General features: G+C 47.6%; 25 protein-coding genes and 1 pseudogene. 13 read left to right on the top strand and 13 right to left on the bottom strand.

Annotation, left to right across the window (positions count from 1 at the left end; translation table 11 throughout):
* Positions 1 to 250: 250 nt before the first annotated feature.
* Positions 251 to 547, bottom strand: a complete 297-nt coding sequence (locus O3276_RS08465) for a cold shock domain-containing protein (protein ID WP_269675240.1) — start codon at positions 545 to 547, stop codon at positions 251 to 253.
* A gap of 431 nt (positions 548 to 978) precedes the next feature.
* On the opposite strand from O3276_RS08465, the gene O3276_RS08460 reads away from it, so the two are divergent.
* Both O3276_RS08460 and O3276_RS08455 read left to right on the top strand, forming a co-directional pair.
* Positions 979 to 1,737 (top strand): cation diffusion facilitator family transporter, encoded by a 759-nt coding sequence (locus tag O3276_RS08460; RefSeq protein WP_269675239.1) that lies wholly within the window; start codon positions 979 to 981, stop codon positions 1,735 to 1,737.
* A 238-nt stretch (positions 1,738 to 1,975) separates the two neighbouring features.
* Entirely contained in the window at positions 1,976 to 2,257 is a 282-nt protein-coding gene (locus tag O3276_RS08455; RefSeq protein ID WP_269675238.1) for a hypothetical protein, read from the top strand.
* A gap of 237 nt (positions 2,258 to 2,494) precedes the next feature.
* On the opposite strand, the gene O3276_RS08450 is transcribed toward O3276_RS08455, so the two are convergent.
* The 5 genes and pseudogenes from O3276_RS08450 to O3276_RS08430 all read right to left on the bottom strand — a co-directional run bounded on the left by O3276_RS08450 (position 2,495) and on the right by O3276_RS08430 (position 5,578).
* A complete protein-coding gene (locus O3276_RS08450) occupies positions 2,495 to 2,938 on the bottom strand; it encodes an IS1595 family transposase (RefSeq protein WP_442876574.1) in 444 nt (147 codons plus the stop codon).
* 167 nt (positions 2,939 to 3,105) lie between these two features.
* Positions 3,106 to 4,547, bottom strand: a protein-coding gene (locus tag O3276_RS08445) for an ISNCY family transposase (RefSeq protein WP_442876562.1) whose coding sequence is annotated in 2 segments (ribosomal slippage) — positions 3,106 to 4,112 and positions 4,112 to 4,547 — 1,443 coding nt in all. Because the reading frame shifts where the segments join, the coding sequence is not laid out codon by codon here.
* A gap of 104 nt (positions 4,548 to 4,651) precedes the next feature.
* Positions 4,652 to 4,912: pseudogene (locus tag O3276_RS08440) on the bottom strand (transposase); the annotation flags it as partial.
* Positions 4,913 to 4,917: 5 nt separating this feature from the next.
* Positions 4,918 to 5,247, bottom strand: coding sequence for a hypothetical protein (locus tag O3276_RS08435; RefSeq protein WP_269675237.1), 330 nt, complete (start codon positions 5,245 to 5,247; stop codon positions 4,918 to 4,920).
* Positions 5,228 to 5,578 (bottom strand): hypothetical protein, encoded by a 351-nt coding sequence (locus O3276_RS08430; protein WP_269675236.1) that lies wholly within the window; start codon positions 5,576 to 5,578, stop codon positions 5,228 to 5,230. The genes O3276_RS08435 and O3276_RS08430 overlap by 20 nt, the downstream gene beginning before the upstream one ends.
* A gap of 152 nt (positions 5,579 to 5,730) precedes the next feature.
* Here O3276_RS08430 and O3276_RS08425 point away from each other — a divergent pair, with 152 nt between their 5' ends.
* The 3 genes from O3276_RS08425 to O3276_RS08415 all read left to right on the top strand — a co-directional run bounded on the left by O3276_RS08425 (position 5,731) and on the right by O3276_RS08415 (position 9,398).
* Positions 5,731 to 6,564, top strand: a complete 834-nt coding sequence (locus O3276_RS08425; protein WP_269675235.1) for a hypothetical protein — start codon at positions 5,731 to 5,733, stop codon at positions 6,562 to 6,564.
* Positions 6,565 to 6,702: 138 nt separating this feature from the next.
* Positions 6,703 to 7,644: a KTSC domain-containing protein gene (locus O3276_RS08420; protein ID WP_269675234.1), complete on the top strand. Its 942-nt coding sequence runs from the start codon at positions 6,703 to 6,705 to the stop codon at positions 7,642 to 7,644.
* Positions 7,645 to 7,808: 164 nt separating this feature from the next.
* The gene (locus tag O3276_RS08415; RefSeq protein WP_269675233.1) at positions 7,809 to 9,398 is read left to right on the top strand and encodes an ankyrin repeat domain-containing protein; all 1,590 of its coding nucleotides are present in this window, start codon (positions 7,809 to 7,811) and stop codon (positions 9,396 to 9,398) included.
* Here O3276_RS08415 and O3276_RS08410 read toward each other — a convergent pair.
* Entirely contained in the window at positions 9,297 to 10,931 is a 1,635-nt protein-coding gene (locus O3276_RS08410) for an IS1634 family transposase (protein WP_269675232.1), read from the bottom strand. The genes O3276_RS08415 and O3276_RS08410 overlap by 102 nt on opposite strands.
* An 81-nt stretch (positions 10,932 to 11,012) precedes the next feature.
* Between O3276_RS08410 and O3276_RS08405 the strand changes: the two genes are divergently transcribed.
* The 7 genes from O3276_RS08405 to O3276_RS08375 all read left to right on the top strand — a co-directional run bounded on the left by O3276_RS08405 (position 11,013) and on the right by O3276_RS08375 (position 15,901).
* Complete coding sequence (locus O3276_RS08405) at positions 11,013 to 11,360, top strand: hypothetical protein (protein ID WP_269675231.1); 348 nt, start codon at positions 11,013 to 11,015, stop codon at positions 11,358 to 11,360.
* A gap of 125 nt (positions 11,361 to 11,485) precedes the next feature.
* Positions 11,486 to 11,851: a hypothetical protein gene (locus O3276_RS08400; protein ID WP_269675230.1), complete on the top strand. Its 366-nt coding sequence runs from the start codon at positions 11,486 to 11,488 to the stop codon at positions 11,849 to 11,851.
* On the top strand, positions 11,848 to 12,132 hold the full coding sequence (locus tag O3276_RS08395) for an ankyrin repeat domain-containing protein (protein ID WP_332328250.1): 285 nt from the start codon (positions 11,848 to 11,850) through the stop codon (positions 12,130 to 12,132). The genes O3276_RS08400 and O3276_RS08395 overlap by 4 nt, the downstream gene beginning before the upstream one ends.
* A 135-nt stretch (positions 12,133 to 12,267) precedes the next feature.
* Positions 12,268 to 13,692: a transposase gene (locus O3276_RS08390; protein ID WP_269672517.1), complete on the top strand. Its 1,425-nt coding sequence runs from the start codon at positions 12,268 to 12,270 to the stop codon at positions 13,690 to 13,692.
* Positions 13,693 to 13,728: 36 nt separating this feature from the next.
* A complete protein-coding gene (locus O3276_RS08385) occupies positions 13,729 to 14,355 on the top strand; it encodes an ankyrin repeat domain-containing protein (RefSeq protein WP_269675229.1) in 627 nt (208 codons plus the stop codon).
* Positions 14,356 to 14,489: 134 nt separating this feature from the next.
* Positions 14,490 to 14,819, top strand: coding sequence for a hypothetical protein (locus O3276_RS08380; RefSeq protein ID WP_269675228.1), 330 nt, complete (start codon positions 14,490 to 14,492; stop codon positions 14,817 to 14,819).
* 29 nt (positions 14,820 to 14,848) lie between these two features.
* On the top strand, positions 14,849 to 15,901 hold the full coding sequence (locus O3276_RS08375; RefSeq protein WP_269675227.1) for a coiled-coil domain-containing protein: 1,053 nt from the start codon (positions 14,849 to 14,851) through the stop codon (positions 15,899 to 15,901).
* A gap of 192 nt (positions 15,902 to 16,093) precedes the next feature.
* Here the strand turns inward: O3276_RS08375 and O3276_RS08370 are convergent, their stop codons facing one another.
* The 3 genes from O3276_RS08370 to O3276_RS08360 form a co-directional block, all read right to left on the bottom strand.
* Positions 16,094 to 16,618, bottom strand: coding sequence for a hypothetical protein (locus tag O3276_RS08370; RefSeq protein WP_269675226.1), 525 nt, complete (start codon positions 16,616 to 16,618; stop codon positions 16,094 to 16,096).
* 155 nt (positions 16,619 to 16,773) lie between these two features.
* The gene (locus O3276_RS08365; RefSeq protein WP_269675225.1) at positions 16,774 to 17,493 is read right to left on the bottom strand and encodes a hypothetical protein; all 720 of its coding nucleotides are present in this window, start codon (positions 17,491 to 17,493) and stop codon (positions 16,774 to 16,776) included.
* Positions 17,494 to 17,818: 325 nt separating this feature from the next.
* Positions 17,819 to 18,757, bottom strand: coding sequence for a hypothetical protein (locus O3276_RS08360; protein ID WP_269675224.1), 939 nt, complete (start codon positions 18,755 to 18,757; stop codon positions 17,819 to 17,821).
* Between O3276_RS08360 and O3276_RS08355 the strand changes: the two genes are divergently transcribed.
* Positions 18,756 to 19,124 (top strand): hypothetical protein, encoded by a 369-nt coding sequence (locus O3276_RS08355; protein WP_269675223.1) that lies wholly within the window; start codon positions 18,756 to 18,758, stop codon positions 19,122 to 19,124. The genes O3276_RS08360 and O3276_RS08355 overlap by 2 nt on opposite strands.
* Before the next feature lie 158 nt (positions 19,125 to 19,282).
* On the opposite strand, the gene O3276_RS08350 is transcribed toward O3276_RS08355, so the two are convergent.
* The 3 genes from O3276_RS08350 to O3276_RS08340 all read right to left on the bottom strand — a co-directional run bounded on the left by O3276_RS08350 (position 19,283) and on the right by O3276_RS08340 (position 24,355).
* A complete protein-coding gene (locus tag O3276_RS08350; RefSeq protein ID WP_269675222.1) occupies positions 19,283 to 20,836 on the bottom strand; it encodes a SpoVR family protein in 1,554 nt (517 codons plus the stop codon).
* The gene (locus O3276_RS08345; protein WP_269675221.1) at positions 20,823 to 22,112 is read right to left on the bottom strand and encodes a YeaH/YhbH family protein; all 1,290 of its coding nucleotides are present in this window, start codon (positions 22,110 to 22,112) and stop codon (positions 20,823 to 20,825) included. The genes O3276_RS08350 and O3276_RS08345 overlap by 14 nt, the downstream gene beginning before the upstream one ends.
* Positions 22,113 to 22,432: 320 nt before the next feature.
* A complete protein-coding gene (locus O3276_RS08340) occupies positions 22,433 to 24,355 on the bottom strand; it encodes a PrkA family serine protein kinase (RefSeq protein WP_269675220.1) in 1,923 nt (640 codons plus the stop codon).
* Between the last annotated feature and the right edge of the window lie 131 nt (positions 24,356 to 24,486).

Genomic DNA, 24,486 nt, shown 5'->3' with positions numbered 1-24,486 from the left:
TGGAGAACGAGAAGACCTGTATGACTAATCATCGGCGATGCAGAAAATGCACTTGTAGTTTTTAACCAGCATGGCTAGCCGGAAAAGAGCAGTCCTGATCATCCAGACATTCTTTTTATAAAAGAGTGACTGGAAATAATAGCAAAAAATATTCTTTTGTCATAATAGGTGTTTCTCCACAATGTGTAGCACTGTGGAGAGTGACAAAAGACTATCTGGCAAAAGAGTATTCGGGTGGCTTAGTGCCAGTTTAAACCGGGAATGACTCTTCCTGAGTAGCACTCTGAGTGCTTTCAGTGCCATTGCCGTTATCAGGTACGACTTTCGTGGCGATGAGACCTTTGGGGCCATGGCCAATCTCAAAGCTGACAACCTGGCCTGCTTTCAGTGTTTTAAAGCCGTCCATATCAATGACAGAGTAATGGATGAGAACATCCTGATTCTCTGTCGCTTCCTGCGCCTGGATAAATCCATACCCTTTGGGGTTATTAAACCACTTGACTGTACCTACCAGCATAGCTTCCATTTCCTTCTTGGTCGCTTCCATACAGCTTGAATCCTTAAATATTACATTGAAGGAACTGCTGGGAAACTGCAACCCTTGTTGTTTTATTTTTTGGCATTTTTTTATGCTTATTCATAAAAAGTGTCGTCCTTGCCACTTTGTTCCCTTTACCTATGTTGAAATCCATCTCGATAAATGGAACTGAGCCACAGATTTCCGGAAAAGGGAACTCACAATATAACATCATAAATTGTGCTTTTAATAGCCCTGTTCAGGCTTTATCTGCTGATGTATCGGGCTTTTTCAGTTTTTTATTGGTGGTGTGTTGTGCATGGAGCAACGTCTGTGCTCGCACACGCTGGTCAATAAGGTGCGACAGGTGACTTTTTATAGAGAGGAGGCTGTGGTTATTTTCAGCTGTATCAGCACAAAAGACTACAATTAAAACCTCTGAATTTGGTGAGTAAACCTCCATGGACCAGCATGATGATTATGATTCCGTTGGTGATGGAAAGCTGATTCTGGCCCTGCTTATCAAGCTTTTCCTGAGTGGTGTTCAGGTCATTGGGGGAAGCGTTGCCGGAAGCCTTTCCCTGATCGCAGACTCGCTGCATAACCTGGGTGATGCCGGTGCAATTCTGGTTGCTGTCATTGCCAGGCGAATAGGTTGCAGGTCAGCAGATCAACGCATGACCTACGGATACAAAAGGGCCGATATTCTCGGGGCTTTAATAAACAGTGTATTTTTACTGGTGGTGGGGGGGTATCTGATCTGTGAGGCCGCAGGTAAGTTTTTTTACCCCAGGGAAGTTGATGGCTGGATTGTGCTGTTGGTTGCCGGTGTTGCCCTTCTGGTTAACATCACCACATCGCTGCTGACTTTCAAGGCTGGAGCCAGAAGCGATATCAATATCAATGCGGTATTTATTCACAGTGCTTCCGATGCGGTTGCTTCTCTGGTAGTCATCGTAGCGGGTGTGCTGATCATCAACTACCAGCTCTATATTTTTGATGTGATAGCCACCATCGGGATATCAGTCTACGTGATCTTTAATGGCGCTATTCTGTTGAGACGCTGCATGATTATTCTTATGCAGGGGGTTCCGGGCGGCATCGATATTGAACAGATCAGGGCGGCCCTGGAAAGCATTGAGGGGGTAAAAAGAGTAGGGTGCATGCACGTCTGGCAGCTGGATGATAAAAGATCTTCTTTGAAGGCCGTATCCTTTTGAATGGCGCGGAGCCTGAAACGATTAAACGAAAAATCCGGGTGGCATTACGGCACCAGTTCTGTATTAATCATACGACTCTGGAAACAAAAATCAGCCGTCGTATATAACATCAAAACCACGGCCTTTGGTGAGAAATTGTCACGAAATAATTAAATCGTCTAATCCAGGGCTTGAACTTTTTCATGTGGCAGCACTCTGAACTCCGATATTGAATCTTGGAGTCGAGGGGTAACCTGCTATGAATATGCCATCAATTTCTACTCAAAGCACAGCTGTTTCCCAACCTCAATTGTATGGCGGTTATCAGGGCGAAACTGCCAGCGCAGCCCCGGTAAAGTTTGATCGCTGGACCATCAGTTTAAGTGCGATTGACAGTTTCCTGCGGGGCAAGGGGCGTGAGGAGGTTGAGAATATCGCAGAGCGTATGTGCAGAAGGGCAGAGCATCAGCAAGGTACGAAATCCTTCAATTTGAGTAACCTGAAAAAAGATTTTCTGATTACCACTGATCGTACGTTATGACATAGAGAAAGTTTATTTAAGAATATACACATAACTTTTCATTCTTTATGTCTATAATCCAGCAAAGAAATAATAGAACCTTTCCAGTATTCCCGGTGCAGCAGACATCATGAGTGCTTGTTCTCCAAATTATCAATTAAACTCGGCTTCTGACCGCTCCGAACAGGCAAAGGGCTACATCATCATCCGAAATGGTGAAGCTCACACTGCAACTGTCTTTCAGTTATCCGTTAATGGCTAGCCCGGTTGCCACTGGACGTCTGGTAGCTTGAGCAGTCGATCCGGCATCGGTGCTGTATTGACCGCCGCCTGTCCAAGCCTTGCGATCATTGAAGGCATATCAAAACGCCGGTTAAACCGATAATTGAACTCTGATAGATAACGGCCAAGATGCTTGGGATCGAGCTTATGATAAGTACCGGTAATCGCTGTTTTCACGTTTCCCAGCATGGTATTCACCCAGGTAAACAACTCATTCTCCATGGAAGCATGGCCACCACCGGTAACGATGGCTGTGTGATGGCATCCTGCATCTTCGATACCCCGGAAACAGGACAAACCATCGCTGACGGCCCGGACACCCTTTTTCAGAGCGTGTTCTGCCCACTCCCGAATGGTTTTTCGCTGGAAGTTATCAACGGCATTGAACTTCATATAGATAGTGCCTGTCAGAAAACCCATGAATAATCCGACTCAACAGGCACTTACAAAATTTTTTTGAAAACAAAACAGGTCGCTCATACCAGTCGCCTCCTTTTTTGATCAAAACTTAATCATTTTCCCGTTTTTCGGGTGTCCGTAATCTTCACCCAACGATGATCGTTTGTTTTCTGGCACGCTTCTCCCGTTCAGGCTGCTTTTTTGACAGCCTGACTGGATTGCTTTTGCAGTATAGAGCCCAAGCGGTGCAGATTGGTTCCTAAAACCGCCAGGCCAACATACCGACGATAACCGTCAATCCCTGAGTCCGGACATCGGTCCAGCCCGTGCTGCTCAAGTGCATTAATGTCGGACTCTACCGCGGAATGCTTCTTCATTGCCCTGACAAAATCAGGGTGTCGTTCACGCTTCCGGTCTTGTTCAGACCATCGCCCCTTTTTGGGTAAGACGGCTCGGTCAAGAAATGTTTCCAGCTTTTCAAGGTTCTCTTTTGACCAGAATCCCCGGTCATAACTGACCTGCGATACTTCAGGAAACCGCTGTTTTGCGCCTTTAGCAATGGCTACAGTCACCTGGTCATCAGTCTGTTTTTCCATGACCAAATGGTGAAGCGTGAAACCAAACTGATCTTGAATCACGCACACCCTGAGGCCGAGTTCTACAGGAACGCCAGCTTTTCCTTTACTGATCCATTCCGTATGGCGTTCGAATAACGAAAAAACCTTCTCACTGTGCGGAATGGTTTCGTGGTTCAGTACACGACGGATAATCAGTTGGCACTGGTAGTCTGCATCTTTTATCCAGTGCTCCAGCTCTTTCAGTCGCAAGTCTCCGGGTATCCGTGTCTTCAAGAGATTCAAGGTTATTTCAGCCTTGCGGATAAGCTTCTGGCTGTAGGCTACATACTCAGCATGGACGATTTCGATATCATGCTGTCGTGCTTCACGAAGCGACTCATTAGACGACGTTGAACGTTTCAGGTTACGGGCTTTGTGAAAACGCTTTTTGTGCTGATCCTGCAAGTAGTTGCTCTGTCGCCACAGGCTTTCCTGCTGCTCTGACGACAGGCAGGCTGCCCACTCGATCATCTTGCGAACGGCATCCCGGAGCAGGTTAATATCCGTTGGAAAGTGGGCATTGGTTTTTACGACAAACGAGTCAGCGCGGGCGCATATCCGCTCTTCTTTTTTTTTACCAGCTGGTGACCGGCATTGACCACAATCTGGTTGATCTCGTCCAGTATTTCCGGGGTGAACAGGGCGATATTATCCTGCAAAGTCTGGATGTGATAAGAGTGGGTACAGTATGGTCCGTGTCCGAGCATTTGCCGCAACGTACCGTGTTCATTGGCCAGCTCCTGAAGGCGGTCGTAGTCGCAGTTGATGGTCAGACGCAGGGTGCCAAAAATCAGTATTTTCCAGAGATCCATACCTGGGCGGCCATTGTCACGGCTGGCGGGTATCATTCGCTCAAGGGCTTGAAAAACCTGCTCTCTCAGCTCTGGGGTGACCCAGATATGCTGAAAAGCCCGCAAGAGGCGGGGTATGTCGTCCCTGGATTTGGGGTTGAAGGTGATGGCAGAGATATCGACCTCGCCTAACTGCATTTGTGGCTTGATGGTTTGGCGCATGAGTGAGAAAACAGCCTGTCAGTGGAAATCTTCAATGATTAAGTTAGGTCACAGACTGCTGTTTTCAAGGGCTGATGGGTTTTCGGACAAGCACTAGATACCCAGAACCAGGTAGTCAGAGGCAGTTTCGTCGAGTCAAAGATGGTGTTGCTGGTAAGCGAAGTTTGGCAACGACAGCAATTGCACTGGAATTCGGCTTTCCGATGAAGCTTGCAGAAACTTCGGGAGCCACATTTCGGGCATTGGAAGCCATCTGGCCAGCGCCAGGCAAACAGGGCGTTCTCACACTGATCTTCACTGCCGTAATTAGCCAGAAATTGCATAATGCCAATGCCTTTTTGGAACTGAATGGTATTTTTACACATCAGTTTTACCTCCAAAACAAATGACTATCGACGTTTATTATAGCAGCTAACTCATGACGTACGATCAGTGGTAATTGAAAGCATTTATGGCCGATCTGATACGCCACCTCATCAACACCAATGGCCTTGATATTATCAAGTGAAAGATGCTTCTTGCCCCACTCAACCACATACTCAAGAGCATGGAAGACCTTCTCCCACGAAGTATTGAATGTACGGGCGACCTCCTTCCAGGAGAGCTTTCTAGCCCAGTTTGCCAGAAACTGCATGTAAACTTTGGTGAGTTCCTTCTTGCCTTCAGCCCATGGAACCTGTTCAACCTTTACGCGACACATCTTGCATAACCCTACGCATTTTGTAGAGCAGGAAAACCCTGATTCCCCAGAGAGGGACAAACTCGAAACGACGTTCAGCAAGACGGTCATAGCCCGGAGCTGTTTGCTGACATCCTGAGCAAATAGCATGGCCGTTCTTGCTTGGGACCACGATTACATTGGATACTTCAGAGCCTTGATAGAGACCGAGTTTTACATCCTGATAAATAAATGACTTGAGTTTATGAACTTTATTGAGGATAGTTTTTATCAGCATCAGCGGCGTTTCTTCTTGTTTTTGTCTGCAAATAAAAACATACCTGAAATCAGCCGCTGGTGCTTTTTTCTTCAAATTTGTTGATTTCTACCCACAGTTATCCCTGAAGAGCCAAAATCAAAGGTACATACGCAATGGATATGCGACGTTTAATAATTTTACTGTTAACTTTCGGTACATTCGAGATATCAGCTGCTTTTGCTGAAGGCCCTCTTGAACCTGTTGGCATGCAGGGCCAATGCCTACAAGCAGGAATCGTACAGAAACTTGATAAATCCGAGAAGTTACAGCAATGGCTTAAACAATGGCCACCAAAAAAGCGGGGCTATCTGGTGGTTCTGTCTGACTGTGACCAGCATCCCCAACAAGACTGGATTAACAATGATGAGCAGGTGTTTGGCACACAGGGCACTCTGGCAGTGATGAAATTCAGAAACCGTTTTATTCCAATTGTTAACAATGGTCGATCACGGTTCAAATCTTATCCGGTGAAACTGGAGCAGGGACGTCTGGTTTTTCAAGATCAAAAAAAACAGGTCAGTTGTCTTATACCAAAAAATAACTTCCGATTTGAGCATGCTCCCCTGGAACAGTGCCAGAATGACCCTGAACTGAAGAAGCTCAGCCGCTGGCTCTATGCCCTGCCCCCCGAACCTGGTGAAGAAGGATTGAGCGGTCTTGTGGGTATTGATCTTGACCAGGATGGTATACGTGATGATGTGCAGAGATTTATTGGAGTTATTGCGCAGGATGAACCTGCTGAGGTGAAGGAGGCTATCAATAAAGTGGCAATCATCGGTCAGCAAGAACTTGCCAATGCTTACGATGAAACAACCGTATTAGCACTTTTCCCGCAAGCGATAGCTTCTTTTCGCTGCTATCTTCATCGCACCAAAGATGACCGGAGGAAATATCGAAAGCTCCGTAAAGAGATAGAAGCCAAACTCTATAACACCTATGACAGACTAAAGGCGAAGAACCAGATTAACAGCTATTTCGGGGGGATGACCATTTCAAGACCTGATGATTATGAGGCGCAGTGCAATTTTCAAAACGAATAACACTATTAAATTCTGACCATTCAAGGATGAAACATGAATCGATTAATACTGATTTTCTGTCTTTGTCTGTCTGTACTTTCTCAGGCTGATGACTGTCCAAGCTCTACACCAGTGCTATCGGTATATTATGGCAACGGTATGTTTAATGATTATCGTGACGCTGAGGAATCTGGTGAGCTCTTACAAATCCTTACCTATAATCAGCTCAATGGTTATGAGATCAATTACAACCTTTCCATCAATAATAATGAAAATCCGTTTGATCAACTTCTGGAAGTGGCACGTCAGAAACTCTTACAAGACTATGGTGTAATTCTACTTTGGCTGGCCGGAATTGAAATAGCTCCTGACTGGTTTCAGGATGCATTGTCAGAAGTAGCCATACAATACCAAGCATTCAGCTATGTTATCGACAGGGATCTGCAGCAACATGTTAAACAGTATAAGGAAGACATTGAAGCATGCCAGAAAGTGCTTCTGGTCGCTCATTCCCAAGGAAATTTCTATGGTAATGAAGCTTGGCGCTGGGTTTATCGTAGCATCATTGGCAAATTGCCACTGAACCAATTGAAAGTGATGGGCATGGTTTCAGTCGCCACACCCGCCAGCCATATCGGTGAACCTCTGGCCTACGACGGTGATCAACAACAAATAACCCGCTATATGACTCTCAATAATGACCTTGTGATCAACACCATCCGCAGCGCAATTCTTGGCCCCATGCCCGGAAATTTTAACAACAACAGCGACAGTGATGACTGGAAAAACCACAGTTTTATCGACGCCTATGCCACTGGCACCCCCAGCGAACAGATCCTGATCAACCATATTCAGTCAGTGGCTTATAACCTTGAAAGCCTGCCACTAGAAAGAGAACCGCTTAACTCTTCCGCCCTGGCTGCTGTAGCTTATGATCGTACAGCCAATATTCTGGAAGTGGAGTTTGCCAGCGACGGCAGTGTTTACCGATACTATGAGGTGCCCGAGTCAATATACAGTAATCTGGTCAATGCGGAATCAGTAGGACGTTACTACAATCAGGCGATTAGAGGTCAATATCCATCACGGAATCTGTTCTAAAAGAGCTTTTCCGGATACTGTACTTTGTTTTTCACCAAGTATCGTTCCTTTGCTTTAAGCCGTTTGTGCCTCTCCTGAATTTAGAAACCTGAACAGGTGCTGGCTGAATCCTGACAGGTCTGCTGTCTGGCCTAAGTCAAGCTGCGTGAGTTCAGGCGTCAACTATGTTGACAAACACCGAACCTTACAGGGCCTTGGCCAGGGGCCAAACCTTACCATCTGGCGACTGCAGCTCTGTAAGGTCATCAACCACTGCTGGCGGAAGTGGTTCCAATGAAAGGTTGGATTCGGGTGCTGGCCAATCGATCGCTGCAAGAAATGCACGATCGGCCATGGAGGAAGAGACTGCCGACCTGGTATTATCTCAACGTGGCAACACCGAAAATGTAGACCGGTCAAACCCTCTGAATGAACCCTCCATACAGGCCGCCTGTCGCAAAGACCAGATTGCCTGGTTACAGGAATTACTGACAGAAAACTTGGATAGATTGCCTGAGGGAATAAGGCCCGTTCGTTTCTTCATGGCCGTTATCAATATGGCCGACTGGTCGGGGAGAATCCCACTCCACCTGGCTGCCTGCCGAGGTCAATTCAAGGTGGTGGAGCAGTTGCTGAAAGCTGTGGATAGTCTGCCAGAAACCGAAAGGGCCGCAGCTGTTCATGGGCTACTGAATGCTACTGACGATGGCGGGCAGACCCCGCTCCAGATTGCCAGCCAACAAAAACACCGCAAAGTTGCGGATTTGCTACAGGATGCTCTGCAGAAACTGCCACAAACAGCAAGGCTTGAACCCATCATTCCAAATGCCTTTGATCAACCGGACTCAAGCGAGCTCCCGGCGGCTCAACCAGTTACGACGAATGAGGCTGCTGAGGTTTCTGTACAACCGCCATTACTCGTTGATACGGCGGAACCCGCAGCAACTTATGCTGCACCCTCGCTCTCTTGTGAAGAAGACGTGAAGAAACTTCACCAGGCCGTAAAAAACGACAACATTAAGAGCTTGAGACGTTTGTTACAGACCACTCCCGTCAGCCTGGTCAATGAGAAGGAGAATGGGTTGACGCCCCTGTGCCGAGCTGCGTCAAAAGGCTACTCCGGGTGCGTCAAGGCATTACTGGAAGTTGACGGCATTCTGGTCAATAAAGAGAGTGACTTGGGCTGGACGCCCCTTTGGGCGGCTGCCTGTAACGGCCACCCCGAGTGCGTTGAGGGGTTACTGGGAGCTAAACACATTCTGGTCAATGAGAATATTAATTATGGTTTGACGCCCCTTTGCGTGGCTGCCCATTACGGCAACACGAAGTGCCTGTCGCTGTTTCTTGCTATCAATGAAGTAAAAATCACGCTCCTGAGCGAAGTATGGAACGGCCAAATCAAGGTCCTGGTGGAGTTACTGGACGCCCTGAATAACCTGAAAGAAACGGCAAAGTCTGAGGCCCTCATGCTGGTTCTGAATGTGGCAGACCAGGACGGTAAAACACTGCTCTGCCGGGCTGCACAATTCAGGCACAAGAAAGTGGTAGCCTTGCTCCTGAATGCCTTGAATGGTCTAGCGAAGGAGAAAAAGTCTGAAGCTACCATGACGGTGCTGAGTGCGGCAGACAGGTTCGGCAGAACACCGCTTTATATCTGCCTTTCACCACCCCTATCAGGAATACACCGACTCGTAAAAATTGCCCAAAATCTGCATGATCGTCCATTGTCTTTCCTTCAAACCGACCACATGTTCCTCCTGATTATTGACCGTTAAGACATTTATTCCCTGGAAACAGAAAAACACCCATCTCGCCGTTGGATTCTGGCAGGGCTTCTTTTTCTGGTTTGGAAATACTCGGCTCTGTTTTTTCAGCTCGTGCCTTATTTTGTGCTGGATAGCAGCATAGACCATCAGGCACAGTGTCATCACCATTAACAGAGCTTCAATGCGCTCAGCTTTCTTCAGATAGAGTGAAGAGACCAGAAAGTCCGGGCTTTTCAGGAATCGAAAGCCGCCCTCAACCTGTTGTTGTGACTTGTAGGTAGACAACAGCTCCGTGGCATTCATGCAATTCTGATCCAATTCATTGGTGCCCAGGATAAAGCAACCCAGTGAGGCCTGTGCATTCTCCCTTTTCTGACAGGGAACAAAGCATTCAGCCTGCACAAAGTACTCGAAGTGATCGGGCTTGCTATCCGGCGATGGCCGTCCCCTGCCCGAATAACAGGGTTTACCGGTAACCTCAGGCTCCGTTGCACTCTGGCAGAGTTTCGATTGTTTCTGCCATAAGGCAAAAGCCTTCAATGCATCGTCCCGACACAAAAAGGCCTTTTTTCCCAGCTTTTCCAGATCACGGGCTTCTTTCAGTGACTGCTTCTGCATCTTTCGGGTCAGTGTTTTCTGTTCAACCAGCCTGCGCTTTTTGTTGAGAAACAAGAACCATCGTTGTTTAACATCTCCATAGCAGGAAGGCACTTCAGCAGAGTAATAATCTTCATAGCCTTCAACCGGCTCCAATGACATGGCTGGCGCTTTGCCGACCAGCTCCTTTGCACCCTTGATATTCAGGGGCACACGGGAGATAAACAGCTGCTTTTGCTCGTCAAGCAACTGAAGGGTTTCAGCAACGTACATGGCGGCATCAGCGACCAGATAGCGGCTATTCAAAGTCTCCTTGAAACACGACAGATGATTTTTGATAATTTCCTGAAAACAAGTTTTGTCGTTTACATTGCCGCTCGCAGGTGCCATAAACACTGGAATACCTGCCTCATTTTCGGTCATTAACTGCAAGACCACCTGATTCAGGTCAGGTCGGTGGTCACGGCTGTAACCGCGGCAGATATGGATACAATTCAAGTCATCAGGATTTTCATGACTGTTATAGATTCCATCCACATGAAAGCTGGTGCCATCCAGATTTAATGCCTTGCAGGGCAGCTTCAGATGATTGACAACCTTAACGGCAAGGTTCAGGTACAAGTCACTGACGCCAGCGTCGTACAGGCTATCAAGGGCCCGACCAAGTACCTTGTCGTTCAAGTGTTCGGGTTGTATGCCTTCCCCGATGAGGCGATCAATCGGCTTGTCCTCAAAAAAATCAGGGAACATATACAGAGTTTGCCCTGTAAACCCCAACCCATTGATGATCATTGCGACCACCGCTTGTCCTATAGTGACATTACGCGCATCGGAGTCATTAGTTATACGCGCATCGATGTATTCGGCTATCTTTAGCTCCCGACACATAGCGGCAACCAAGCCAAGGTGGTTCAGGTTCTTAAACTGGTATTGAACTGGCAACATGTCGACGTTCCTGAATATCTGATCAATCCTTTGACAACAGATTTCAGGAAAATATCAATCGGGGTGGTGAAAGGCAGTTATATGGCTGCTGCTTTTGGCCACGATAAGGTCGTTACTGAGTTGCTGGCCGCTTTGCATAGACTGGCAAAAACAGAAAGGCCCGGGGCAATGACTGCCCTGGTAAACGCTGCCGATCTGTTTGGGAAAACACCTGTCTCGCAAGCTCACTCAAGGGGGCATTTTCAGATCGAAAAGCAGTTGACCAAAGCTTCCCCAAATGCAGGCTACATAGAGGAAGAAGCAAGAGATGAATGCACTGTCGGCATGCCTTTCAACGAAGCCCTTATACATCTGACTGCATTGCCAGAAGCAGCTAGGAGCCTGTCCGAGAATAGACTGCCCTACTGCGGTGGCAGCAAATTGGTCTAAAAATTCCGCTTTGTTCGGCAAATAGCCCCGCTATTCACCTCACAAAACGAAATTTTTATCCTCAATTTTCTGCCATCCTCGCTTCGGGCGCTATTCTCGGACAGGCTCCTAGGCTGAATGCTGTTATGGCAGTGCTTTATCATGCCAGAGAAGACTTACTATTTGAGCTGGATGTGGCTGATCTGGAAAGGTACGACACGCTGGTGGTTGAGATACTGGCGATCATGAGAAGGCTGCCAGAAGCACCAGAAGATGTATCAAGGAATGATGCAATCCTCAACGTAATGCACTGCCTCTGTGAGGGCGGTGAAACCGGGTTTTCCTATACTCGTTTGGCCAGCGAAGGGCAGGAACGGGTGGCAGAACTTCTGAATGCTTTTCCCATTTTGAGTGTCGCCCGGAACGGGCAAACAGCCATTGTCGTCCGGATGCGGAAAATTTTGGAGACCTGGCCTGAATCTAAAGATGTCAGGCAGTCACTACAGTACTGACTATCTCCAACAAAAAAAGGGAAACAGCGCTCCACGTGGCTGCCCAGAACGATCAACGGGAGGTTGTGGCGCAATTGCTGAATACCCTGGTCAGAATGGCGGAACCTGAAAGGACTGTTGCAATCCAGAAGGTGATGCATGCCGTAGACGCACATGGAGCAACACCGTTGTATTGGACTGCTTTCAATGGGGATCATATGGCTGTGGCGCAATTACTGAATGTTGTGGGCAGTCTGCCAGCAACAGACAAGCTTAAACTCGACTCTAAAGTTTTAGTCTGACTATTGGGTCAAATTTGAGCAGGTCTCACTGCCGCTACTCGGACTTTAGCTGCGCAGAGTCTTCATCGTGGCAACAGGAGGCCTGCTGTACCAAGCTTGGTTGCAAAGTAATGTATTGGCAACATTCATGTGACCATGGTTATACGTATTCTTCCCTGCGCTACTCAATTTATTGATCATCTCGATCAAGCCTTACGCCGTGCTCCGCAAGCTCAGCGACTGACTACCAAGCAACGCTATTTTCTGGCATTTGTCATTTCGGCAATGATTCTGACGCAGAAGCTCTGTTGGGCAACCATGGAACGTCGAAGCCTTGGCCAATACACATCAGCCGCCTTATGGTGGATGTTTTACCGATCCGAAATTGTCTGGCATCTACTGCTACGCATCAGTGTTCTCGTCATTATTGGCCGCTATGGTTTATCAGAGGGAAATCTTCTTATTGACGACACCGGGCGCTCACGATGCAAACGAACCAAAAAGATAGGCAAGACCCACAAGATTAGGGAGAAGAAGACCAGTGGTTATGTCAACGGTCAGGAGCTGGTCTTTCTGGTTTTACAAACCCCGCTGGTGACCATTCCCATTGACTTCCGGTTCTATATGCCTGACCCGAAGATGACCGAATGGCGGAAGAAAAGAGACTTGTTGAAAAAACAGGGAGTTCCTCCAAAGGATCGACCTCCCAAGCCAAAGCCCAACAGTGAGTACCCAACAAAACAGCTACTGGCGCTGGATTTGATTCAGGCCTTCCAACGCCACTTTCCTGATATAAACGTCACCGGCATCCTGGCGGACGCTCTCTATGGTGATGCCCATTTTATGGATGGAGCTTCCTCAGTCTTCTCGGGAACACAGGTTGTTAGCCAGCTCCGTTGGAACCAGACGGTGATCTACAAAAACAAAGAAGTTAATCTGAAGACCTATTTTGACAGTTATCTCGGGCCTGGCGTTAAAAAAACTCTGGTCATACGAGGAGGAAAGGAGCAAAAGGTGACGGTATTGTCTGCCCGTCTCAAGGTCAAAGCCCATGGGCAGAAGCGATTTATTATTGCTTTGAAATACGAGGGAGAGGACGACTATCGCTATCTGGCCGCCACGGATGTTTCCTGGCGTCATGATGATATTGCCCGGCTTCACACGCTGAGGTGGTTGATCGAGGTGTTCTTTGAGGACTGGAAACTTCATGAAGGCTGGTGCAACAGAGCCTTGCAGCAAGGCATTGAAGGGTCTGAGCGTGGCGTGATCCTGAGCGTGCTGTGTGACCATATGTTGCTCCTTCATCCTGAACAATCTGCCCGCTTGGAACACAAGCAGCCTGCGCTTACCGTTGGCTGTCTGGTCGAGAAGCTCAGAATCGATGCGTTGCTGGATATCATCCGGACAGTTGTGGATTCAGAAAATCCTCAGGAGCAGTTCAAGAAGCTGACGGAGTCTCTGGAAGACTACCGGCCAGTGAGAATATCCAGCAAGCATATGGCGGGCAGGGAGCTGGGGAGAATGATGCCAACTGCTTCACTCAAGTATCGTTTACCGGAATATCAAACACTTGTGCATTAGAAACTTGAGAGTCGAGTTAAAGCTTTCACTACTTCGGTGAATGCCGCTGACCAAATAGGGGTTACTGCGCTTCATTGGGCAGTTTTCAGAGGCCAGTGCAGCGTTGTGAAGCAATTCCTGAATTTCCTTAATACTGCGAATAACTTCCCGGAAGCAGAAAAAATTCCTGCCTTCGCAACAATGGTATGTGCGGTCGACACACTCAATAGAACGCCACTGTCCGCAGCTGTCGATAATGGCCAAGGGGAAATCGTGGATCAGCTGATTCAAGCCTTCCCGCTCTTGGGTGCTGTTCTGGGCGGGCATAACCAAAGCGTGAAGCAGTTAATGCAAGTGTTAACAGCGCTACCGAGGGAGGAAAGGGGGGCTGCCATTATGGCGGTGCTGAAGCAGGTCCGGCCAGAAGACGGAGCAACACCGTTGTATATTGCAGCCAGTCAGGGAAATATCGAGATAATGAAACCGTTGTTGAGTGCTGTAACTATTCTCCTGGCCGATGGAAAGCGCAAAGAAGCCAGGGAAGTGCTGTACTCTGCCTGCACGGTTAAAGAAGAAGATGGAACCCTGATGGCGATAACCCCACTCAGAATCGCAGCCATAAACCGGCATGATAAGGCTGTGAATTTACTATTGGAGAAAATACGGAAGTTATTTATTACATAATAAATGTCGTTTAAAGAGCGGCTGTCACCATCGCCTGGAAATAAGTAAATCGTCTAATCAAATGTTTGAACTTTATCTTGTGGCAAAACTCTGAACTCTATTGTTGAACCTTAGAGTCGAGGGGATAACTGGCTATGAATATGCCATCGATTTCTGCCCAAAGCACAACTGTGGCCCAACCTCAATGTCATGGCGATCAAGAGAGAGAAAGCGCCAGCGCAGCCCCGGTAAAATTTGATCGCTGGATGATCAGTTTAAGCGAGATTGACAGTTTCCTGCGGGGCAAGGACCATGAGGCGGTTGAGAGTATCGCAGAGCATATGTGCACAAGGGCGGAGCATCAGCAAGGTACGAAATCCTTCAATTTGAGTAACCCGGAAAAAGATTCTGGTGCCTGCGCTCTACCGGTGGATGACAGCCAGGGGGCAGCCAGGAGCAAAAGGTCAAGAACGTTACTGGCTTGATCCTCAGGCTCCAGTCAGGAGTGCACCAGTTGCTTGATGAAGTCAACGGCCATTTTGCCGAAGAGCCGACCACCGGGACTAAAGAGGCTTTCCATGCAGGTGATGGCAATATTGTGGCAGAAGACGATGGCTCGGTGGGCTTCAGTGGGCTTCCTGTCGGCCAACCCGATCCGGCTTATCAGTCTGCTACACTGCCTTCATTGTCTTTTGCGACGGCTGATCCAGTGGCAACGCCGGTAGCTCCAACGACCTCTTATGATGCCCTTTCGCATGAGGCTGAAACAAAGTTAGCGTATTTGAGTGCTCACATGGAACGATTGATGGGGGGGCAGTGGGGGGATGGTCAGATAACAGAGTGTAGAAATCAGATGCAGTGGATCAAGGGAGAGTTGAACAGTATAGAAACGTTGGGGCTTAAACATTTTTCTGGAAAACTCAGAGAGGTCAGGAAGCAATTTGAGGAGCTTCAGGTAAAGGATTTTCATCACCGATTGGATAAGCTGGAAGAGGTCATCAACATAGGGAACAGCAAGGATATACACACGATTGAACGCGAAAATATGGAAAAACGAGTATTGGAAGCAATGGGGGCTCGGTTTGAGCAAGTTAAATTAGAGCTGGCAGAGCTTCGTTCTCAATTCAATGAATTGAAAAAAAAACTACAACCCTGCAAGGGTCATATCAGTGATAGTCAACAAACAGCTACAGACAGTGAAGTTAAGAATACGATAGATCCTCTTGAAAAAGAGTTTGGTGATTACTGGAAAGAATATTTTCGCAAGTCTAAATATCTGGAGGAACAGTTTCAGCAGTGCTCCCACTTAGACCTCCTTAGAGAGCAACGCTTGGGCAAAATGATGGATCTTAGGGATTTCTGTCTTCAGTCATCAGAAGCAGCAAAAGTACTGATCATAAAATTCGTTGGTATACCAGCCTATGAAAAGGAGCATCTGATGCTTAACAGGCATATTGGACATATGCTTACGCAGATCGAAGTTCTGAACAAACAGATCTATCAACATGAGCAGAATAGCACCGGGAAAAACGATCTGGTTGTATGCAATCCTGAATTCAGCTTTTGATGAGGTTCCGGTGTGAGCATCAGCTTGTGGTACAAAAATTGCTAAAGGGTTAACTGTGTGGGTAGAGTAAAATCCGGGCTGAAAATCCAGTTCGGTTCCATGCGTCCGATGTCTTATTTTATCGTAGTAAAAAAACCATCTCTGTAGGCGTCATTTGTCAAGAAAAAGCTTCAGTCGAAAGGGTATGCGGCGCTACCTTTGTGTACTGACTTCCAACTTTTTATCGAACTGTTGCAGCTCGGAGATTTTTTGATCAATTGTTTCGCTTTTGTTATGGCTGGCGGATCCGGAGAGAGTAGAGAATGTGTTGTTTATCATCTGGAGATCTCCCATTATCAAGTATGCTCTGCCTCTCATCGATAATGCATTGAATTCTGACAAGTTCTGGTCGATGGGGGTGGAAAGCAGGTTATTAGCTGCTTGCATCACCTCCTCCAGATTGTTCAAGAGCTGATCAGTATCACTTGCAAGCCAAGGAGCCACCAACGGAGAGGCAGCATTCTTCTTGCCAGGTTGCGTGTCCTGATTTCCAACAGGCAAAGCGACGGCTCTTTCCTGAAGGGAAGGGCCTGTGCTTTCTGACGGGCATTTAGAGCATTCATTACCAGTAGAACTGGGTTTAACCTCCTTGTCACCAGCCTGGCCGACTTGTTCGTCCCTTGCTTGTGGAACATATTCTGCTGGAGCGGTAGTACTGGTTTGCGGTAGGTTAATCATTCCTGCTTTCCTCTTTGACTGAGTTAAGACTTGGGATGCTGTCGAGGTGAAGCTTTATGCACTCCTGTTCTCTCAGATTCCATGGGGGCTGGCGGCAGTCAGAACAGCGTCAGGTTATATCTTTAACAGCGGACTGACCGATGTGATCGAAGATTTCATGGCCAATCAAAGATAACGTTCGTATTTTCGAGGTCATCCAATTCATACGCTGCTTTCAGCCTGGAAACGTATTGGTTCAGCTCGGAGATTTTTTGTTCGATTGTTTCTCTGTCGCTGGGGAAATTTGGGTGAAGATGATGGAGATGTCCCAGTGAAGTGAGTGCTATGCCAGTCATTAGGTGTGCATCACGCTTTGACCAGTTTTGGTCAGGGGGATAGGAAAGTACTTCAGTAGCGCTTTCCAGGACCTCATCCCGCAGGGTGGTAGTTGCAAGTGTATTATAGTAATGATTAATCATTTTTGCAGAACTGCTAGCCTCGGAATTATTTTCGCCTGATATTGAAAGTGAACTAGTGTCGGGTATTTGTATCTCATTTCTGGTTTTAAATGTACTGTCGTGCACTGAGTGCAAACAACCTGACTCAATCAGCTCGAGTAAGCTGAAATAAGTATCAGCTAAAAAGGCGAATTCCATGATAGGAGAGTCAGCAATCGCCTTGAGCCGTGTGAAACGATCCCCAAAAAACATGGCAACGGTTCTTTTCTGAAGAGAATAACCTGCGATTTCTGGCGGGCATTCCGAATGTTCATTGTCAATATCACTGGGTTTAACCTCCCTGAGACCCGCAAAAGTCCGGGCGAGTGGCTCAGACTCTTTTGACGGCGGAACATCGGCGGCTGGAAGTAGAGTACTGGTTGGAGATATGTCATTCATTTCTGTTTCCTGTGAAGGCTGGAAAACTTATGCACTTCTGTCGTCAAACCGGTCTGGCAGTAGTCAGAAAAGCATGAGGTTATATATTCAAAAAGCGAACTGAACAATGTGATCGAGAATTCCATGGCCGGTATACTCAAGATTCTTTGCAAGCTTTGAAACATATAAATTTGAGATTTAGTTACTTTCTGAATTTGGACTAATAAAACAGGAAATAGTTCAAATGACCCGTCTGAATGCTCAAGAAATCGAAGTGGAATGGATTAAACATCTTATTGCTGCTTACAGGCCTCTTCTATCATTGGTTGAAGATCTTCTACGGTGGTCATTTTCTTCCCATTGGGTACGAAGATAATTGCCTCGTCAAGAGCGCCGATATATCGTCCCTGGTACTCTGGAATTTTGCAGGCATTAAAATACATTTGCAGGTGTCGGTGAAAAATTTCACTCCCTGTAGCATTGTTGGTGTGCGTTGGCCTTTCGCCGATAAATAGTACAGGCTTGGTTGTGCCCCATGCTCTGAGTATTTGATAATCATCGACATGTTCTTGTGAGAAATATTCTTCAAGCGTTGGCAATATGTTGGTAGGGGTGGCCAGCTGATTACCAGAAAATCGGATCTATGCTGATATTTCATCACTGTATCGAGTGAGTTTTCATTCCGGACAACTATCGGTGGTGAAGCCGCAGCCGGGTGTTGATAATTACTGTGATTGTCACTTACCACCATCCTGAAACCATACGTTTTCAGAAAGTAAGAGAGATACCCCTTACCCCCCATCACTTCGATACCTCTCTTGCAGTTCAATGATCGCAATTTCTCTGCCACAGGATTCAACCAGACAGACGACGGGGTAAAGTACAATCCAAATTCATCTTCCAATCGGCTGCTACCTCTGGCCTCTGCCAACAATGTATCTCTGAACAAGGCATATAACTTAGGGCTCTCTGCGTGATGCATCGCATTAAATTTTTTGAGTCCCTCTTCATGGCCCCTGGTATGATATTCATCGGGTAAGTCAAACCGTTTGAGCTGGTTAAAATAGTGTTCGTTGTTGTCTTGATAACGCCCAAGCGTCAGAATAAATTTAATGTCATCATCACTAAACTCACTGATGATCTCTAACAGTGTTTTCTGATCGAGTACTGGAAGCAGATTCCTGAAGCACCTGTTTTTAAAACTGGTGCAATCAGACTTTGTTATATCGTCTACTTTCGTTATTTTAAAATCAGACGTCTGTTTCGGCATCGCTGCAGCAGCCATGGCACCACTTTCCTGTATGGCTACTGTACTCTTTGCAGCGACTGGCTTTGGAAACGAGTTATCATCTCCCTGGCTGGGTGATGGCTTACGTGAACCAGCTATCGCCCTTGACGGCATATTTGCTAATAAATTATCCATCTTTACACGTCTGTCTGGAAGATTTACACGTCTGTCTGAAAGATTTGTAAAACAGGTAGAGATATCTCTCAAATTCATTAACTCTGACTTTCATTCACCGGTTTGGTTCCATTGGTTGGTGAAATTTTTTGGAGGTGCTTCCAGTCATTTAATGCATTTGAATGCTTACATTGAGCGATTGAAGGGAGATCAGCAGGCGGATGATCAGATACAGAGTGTCGAAATTTGATGCGGTGGATCAACGCAGAACTGGCCAGCATAAAGCCATTGGAATTGAGGATTCCGTTTTGTTCGGTGAATAAACCCACTATTCACCGAACAAAACGGAAGTTTTATCCTTAATTTTCTACCATCCTTGATACAGTGTTGCCCCGGCGGGCGTTATTCTCAAACAGCTTCTGAGGATTGCTTCTCTTTAGGCAGTGTATGTTCATATTGAACAATATTTTTTTCGTCCACACACTCCAGTTTTACATCAAAGCCCCACAGGCGGTGAAGGTGTTTAATGATTTCACTGGTGCTGTTCTTATCAAGGGGCCTTCCTTTGTGCATGTAATGACGAAGGGTCAGTGAACGGTCACCACGGACATCCACGTTGTAGACCTGGATATTGGGCTCCCGGTTCCCCAGGTTGTATTGTGCGGCCAGGTTTTCCCTCAGCTGACGATAGCCCGTGTCATCATGGATGGCATCCACCTCAAGGTAAGGGTTAATTTCATTGTCATCGATGCTGAACAGCCGCATATCGCGCATGACCTTAGGCGACAGGTACTGAAGAATGAAGCCTTCATCCTTGAAGTTCTGCATGGCGAAGTGCACCGCATCCAGCCAGTCAGTGTCGGCCAGGTCCGGGAACCACTGCCGGTCTTCATCCGTCGGATTCTCACAGATCCGGCGTATATCCCGGAAGATATTGAAGCCCAGGGTGTAGGGGTTAATGCCGCTGTATCTTGGGTCATCAAAATCTGGCTGGAATACGACACTGGAGTGAGAGTGCAGAAACTCCATGATAAAGCCTTCGGTAATCAGGCCTTCGTCGTACATCTCATGCATCAGGTGATAGTGCCAGAACGTTGCCCAACCCTCGTTCATGACCTGGGTCTGTCTTTGCGGGTAGAAGTATTGGGCAATCTTGCGCACAATGCGGATAATTTCCCGCTGCCAGGTTTCCAATAGCGGCGCATTCTTTTCAATGAAGTACAGCAGGTTCTCTTCCGGATCCTTGGGGAAGCGGACGGTTTTTTTCTGCTGTTCAGTCTCGCGGACCGGGATGGTTCGCCAGAGATCATTCAGGTTGCGCTGAATATACTCCTCCCGCTCCTGTGAGCGTGCCTTTTCCTGCTCCGCAGACATGGGTGTTGCCCGAACGTAGCGATTAACGCCCTGATTCATCAGGGCGTGGCAGGCATCCAGAATATCCTCGACAGCGCTGATGCCGTACTTTTCTTCACATTTGGCCAGGTAGCTTTTGGCAAACAGCAGGTAATCAATAATGGCACTGGCATCGGTCCACTGCTGGAACAGATAGTTACCCTTGAAGAAAGAGTTATGACCATAGCAGGCATGGGCAATCACCAGCGCCTGCATCGGCATGGTGTTTTCTTCCATGAGATACGCTATGCAGGGGTTGGAGTTGATCACTATCTCATAGGCCAGCCCCATTCTTCCCTGCTGGTAGTTCTGCTGGTTGCTGAGGAATGTCTTGCCATAACTCCAGTGGTTATACATCAATGGCATACCAACAGAGGAATAGGCGTCGAGCATCTGTTCAGAGCTGATCACCTCTATCTGGTTGGGATAGGTATCCAGCCGGAACTTGTCGGCCAGCCGGGCAAACTCCCGGTCATAGGTTTCAAGTAACTCGAATGTCCAGTCGGAACCGGTGGAAAGCGGTTCTTTTCTTTTTTTCGGTGTTCTTACCGGTGCTTCAACTGCCAACATGACTTCCCTCCTTTTTCTCAAATAAGCGGCGGAAGGTTGGGTAAATGTCCGCATAGCTGCGGATCTGTTGCATGGCAAAATGTCCCGGGTGTGCCTGCTCTATTGTCTTGTACTCATACCAGAGGTTCTGGTGATGGCGATCGGTGATCTCTACATAGGAGTAGTACTGACAAACCGGCAGCAACTTTTCCAGAATAATATCGTGACATTTACTGGAGTCGGCTTCCCAGTTATCGCCATCAGAGGCCTGGGCGATATAGATATTCCATTCGTTGGGAGAGTAACGGTCAGTAATGATTTCATCAGCCAGGCGCAAGGCTGTGGATACCACCGTTCCCCCGGTTTCCCTGGCGTAGAAAAAATCATGCTCATCACACTCACGGGCTTCGCTGTGGTGCCGGATAAAGACGACTTCTACCGCTTCATAGTTTCTCTCCAGGAACAGGTAGAGCAGCAGAAAGAAGCGCTTGGCCATGTCCTTTATTTCCCGGGTCATGGAGCCGGAAACATCCATCAGGCAGAACATCACGGCCTTGCTGGAAGGCTGGGGTACTTTGGCCATGTTATTGAAACGCAGGTCAAAATCATCAATAAATGGCAGGCGCTTCAATTTCTTGTTAAGTACATTGATCTCTTCACGGAGTCGGCGGGCCTGAAGTTGGTCAACTTCATCCGGGCTGACTTCCATTTCCCGCAGCTCTCGTTTCAGTGTTCTGATTACTTTCCGGTCTTTGCCGGAGAGTGCTATTCGTCGTGCATGGGCAGCACGCAGTGATCGGACTACGTTCAGGCGGTCAGGGGAACCGGCCGTGGTAAAACCTGCCCGCTTTAATTTATAGTCTGTGCTGTCTTTCAGCTCTTTCCTGACCAGGTTTGGCAGTTCCAGATCATCAAACAGATACTCCAGAAATTCATCACGATTGATCTGGAAGGCAAAGTCATCAGCGCCTTCACCACTGTCACTGGCCTTGCCATCTCCTGAGCCCTGGCCACCCCCGCCCGGTGGTCGCTGAATACGATCGCCCTGGTTAAACTCTTTATTACCCGGATGCACATGGCCATGATGCCCACCCTGACCATGATGGAAAAAGGGTTCGCTCAGGTCTTTTTTTGGGATGGTAATATTGCTGCCGCTGTCAACGTCGGTGATTGAGCGTTGATCAACAGCACCCTGTACAGCCTCTTTGACCAGGCTGCGGTAACGCCTCAGGAAACGCTGTCGGTTGACAGTGCTTTTCTTTTTCCCGTTGAGGCGCCGGTCGATTATGATGCTCATAAAGACGCTCCCCCGATAGTTGGTAATGTTCGCTGAATAGAAGTTGCCCTGGCTAATACAGGGCATAAGTAGCTAACCATATGAAATCATACATTTCTGACTCCTTGTTCAGGTACTCCCGGCAACCGCTCCTGCGTTGCTCTAGCTCCTGCATCCATGCAGTCGTGCTTCGTTACAACTCCGGTCACATAGCTACGGCTATGCTCCCTCCGTTGTGCCTCGCATAGCACCTGCCCAAGTAGCCAGAAATATATGATTCCATATGGCCAGCTACTTAAGAGTTATGCCCGCCTGCCGGTGATGGCAGACGGTGGTCGTTTTTATTGAGACTTGCGAACCCGGATATACCATTCGGATAACAGGCGAACCTGTTTCTCGGTATAGCCATGGGCAACCATTCGTGAAACAAAATCGGCATGCTTGCGCTGATCTTCCTGGGATCCCTTGGCATTAAATGAGATCACCGGCAGCAGGTCTTCCGTATTGGAGAACATCTTCTTCTCAATCACGGTGCGCATCTTCTCATAGCTCAGCCAGCTGGGGTTCCTGCCATCATTATTGGCCCGGGCCCTGAGCACAAAGTTCACCACTTCATTCCGGAAGTCCTTGGGATTGGCAATACCCGCAGGTTTCTCGATTTTCTCCAGCTCTTCGCTGAGTGCCGCACGGTCAAGAATATGGCCAGTATCCGGATCACGGTACTCCTGATCCTGAATCCAGAAATCAGCGTAGGTGATGTAGCGATCAAAGATATTCTGACCGTACTCAGAGTAAGACTCCAGGTAGGCGGTCTGAATTTCCTTGCCCAGGAACTCGATATACTTGGGCGTCAGGTACTCTTTGATAAACGACAGATAGCGATCGTGTATCTCTTCCGGGAACTGGTGCTGCTCAATCTGCTGTTCCAGAACATAAAGAAGGTGTACCGGGTTAGCAGCGACCTCTGAAGGATCAAAGTTGAAAACCTTGGACAGAATCTTGAAAGCAAACCGGGTGGAAAGACCGTTCATACCTTCATCAACCCCGGCCATGTCCTTGTATTCCTGCAAAGGCTTGGCATTAGGATCGGTATCTTTCAGGTTCTCACCGTCGTACACCTTCATTTTCGAGTAGATTGATGAGTTCTCCGGATCTTTGATACGGGACAGTGTGGTGAACTGTGCCAGCATCTTCAGCGTATCCGGTGCACATGGGGCATCCTTGAGGGAACTGTGTTCAAGCAGCTTCTCATAGATATGGATCTCTTCACTGACTCTTACGCAGTAGGGCACCTTGACGATATTAACCCGGTCAATAAAGGCTTCATTGGTTTTGTTGTTCCGGAAAGACTGCCACTCAGACTCGTTGGAGTGCGCCAGCAGAATACCTTCATAAGGGATGGCACCAAGGCCTTCGGTGCTGTTGTAGTTACCTTCCTGGGTTGCGGTCAGCAATGGGTGCAACACCTTGATCGGTGCCTTGAACATCTCAACGAATTCCATGATACCCTGGTTGGCACGGCACAGCGCGCCGGAGAAGCTGTAGGCATCGGGATCGTCCTGGGAGTACTCTTCCAGCTGACGAATATCGACTTTACCCACCAGGCTGGAAATATCCTGATTGTTTTCATCCCCTGGCTCGGTTTTGGCGATACCAACCTGATTCAAACGACTTGGGTAGAGTTTAACCACCCTGAATTTGGAGATGTCACCACCATACTCATTCAGCCGTTTAACGGCCCAGGGTGACATGATGTACTTAAGATACCGGCTTGGTATCCCGTACTCTTCCTTGAGAATGTCGGCATCTTCATCCGGATTGAATAAGCCCAGGGGAGATTCAAAAACCGGCGAGCCTTTGATGGCATAGAACGGTACTTTCTCCATCAGGTGTTTTAATTTTTCCGCAAGGGATGATTTACCGCCCCCCACTGGCCCCAGTAAGTAGAGAATCTGTTTCTTCTCTTCCAGGCCCTGTGCGGCATGCTTGAAATAAGAGACGATCTGTTCAATGGCTTCTTCCATGCCATAGAACTCTTTGAACGCCGGGTACTGCTTAATCAGTTTATTGGAAAAGATCCTGCTTGAACGTGGATCCCGGGAAGTGTCAATCACCTCAGGCTCACCAATCGCTTTCAGCATACGTTCAGCGGCGTTGGCATAAGCCTGGGGATCTTTTTTGCAGAGTTCCAGGTACTCTGTGAGACTCATCTCTTCCTGCTGGACGGACTCATATCTCTGCTGGTATTGAGCAAATATGGACATCTGTTTTCCCCCTCGCCTGATCGTTGTGAGTCTTGTAAGGCGTACTGCTTAATTATGATTTTCAGAAGTCTTGCTATCCTTTTGAACGACACATTATCAATAATGAAAAAAGTGTACGTACATCTACGTTA

This window comes from Endozoicomonas sp. GU-1, assembly GCF_027366395.1.
Lineage (GTDB): Bacteria > Pseudomonadota > Gammaproteobacteria > Pseudomonadales > Endozoicomonadaceae > Endozoicomonas.
This window is presented reverse-complemented; position numbering and strand designations above follow the sequence as displayed.

Bases quoted from the DNA above. Each gene is read 5' to 3' on its own strand.
- O3276_RS08435 (WP_269675237.1), bottom strand. From the start codon at position 5,247: ATGTGTCGCGTAAAGGTTGAACAGGTTCCATGGGCTGAAGGCAAGAAG.
- O3276_RS08345 (WP_269675221.1), bottom strand. From the start codon at position 22,112: ATGAGCATCATAATCGACCGGCGCCTCAACGGGAAAAAGAAAAGCACT.
- O3276_RS08405 (WP_269675231.1), top strand. From the start codon at position 11,013: ATGGCTGCTGCTTTTGGCCACGATAAGGTCGTTACTGAGTTGCTGGCC.
- O3276_RS08365 (WP_269675225.1), bottom strand. From the start codon at position 17,493: ATGAATGACATATCTCCAACCAGTACTCTACTTCCAGCCGCCGATGTT.
- O3276_RS08350 (WP_269675222.1), bottom strand. From the start codon at position 20,836: ATGTTGGCAGTTGAAGCACCGGTAAGAACACCGAAAAAAAGAAAAGAA.
- O3276_RS08400 (WP_269675230.1), top strand. From the start codon at position 11,486: ATGGCAGTGCTTTATCATGCCAGAGAAGACTTACTATTTGAGCTGGAT.
- O3276_RS08455 (WP_269675238.1), top strand. From the start codon at position 1,976: ATGAATATGCCATCAATTTCTACTCAAAGCACAGCTGTTTCCCAACCT.
- O3276_RS08425 (WP_269675235.1), top strand. From the start codon at position 5,731: ATGCAGGGCCAATGCCTACAAGCAGGAATCGTACAGAAACTTGATAAA.
- O3276_RS08340 (WP_269675220.1), bottom strand. From the start codon at position 24,355: ATGTCCATATTTGCTCAATACCAGCAGAGATATGAGTCCGTCCAGCAG.
- O3276_RS08410 (WP_269675232.1), bottom strand. From the start codon at position 10,931: ATGTTGCCAGTTCAATACCAGTTTAAGAACCTGAACCACCTTGGCTTG.
- O3276_RS08370 (WP_269675226.1), bottom strand. From the start codon at position 16,618: ATGATTAACCTACCGCAAACCAGTACTACCGCTCCAGCAGAATATGTT.
- O3276_RS08380 (WP_269675228.1), top strand. From the start codon at position 14,490: ATGAATATGCCATCGATTTCTGCCCAAAGCACAACTGTGGCCCAACCT.
- O3276_RS08460 (WP_269675239.1), top strand. From the start codon at position 979: ATGGACCAGCATGATGATTATGATTCCGTTGGTGATGGAAAGCTGATT.
- O3276_RS08420 (WP_269675234.1), top strand. From the start codon at position 6,703: ATGTTTAATGATTATCGTGACGCTGAGGAATCTGGTGAGCTCTTACAA.
- O3276_RS08465 (WP_269675240.1), bottom strand. From the start codon at position 547: ATGGAAGCGACCAAGAAGGAAATGGAAGCTATGCTGGTAGGTACAGTC.
- O3276_RS08390 (WP_269672517.1), top strand. From the start codon at position 12,268: ATGGTTATACGTATTCTTCCCTGCGCTACTCAATTTATTGATCATCTC.
- O3276_RS08450 (WP_442876574.1), bottom strand. From the start codon at position 2,938: ATGGGTTTTCTGACAGGCACTATCTATATGAAGTTCAATGCCGTTGAT.
- O3276_RS08360 (WP_269675224.1), bottom strand. From the start codon at position 18,757: ATGGCTGCTGCAGCGATGCCGAAACAGACGTCTGATTTTAAAATAACG.
- O3276_RS08355 (WP_269675223.1), top strand. From the start codon at position 18,756: ATGGCACCACTTTCCTGTATGGCTACTGTACTCTTTGCAGCGACTGGC.
- O3276_RS08415 (WP_269675233.1), top strand. From the start codon at position 7,809: ATGTTGACAAACACCGAACCTTACAGGGCCTTGGCCAGGGGCCAAACC.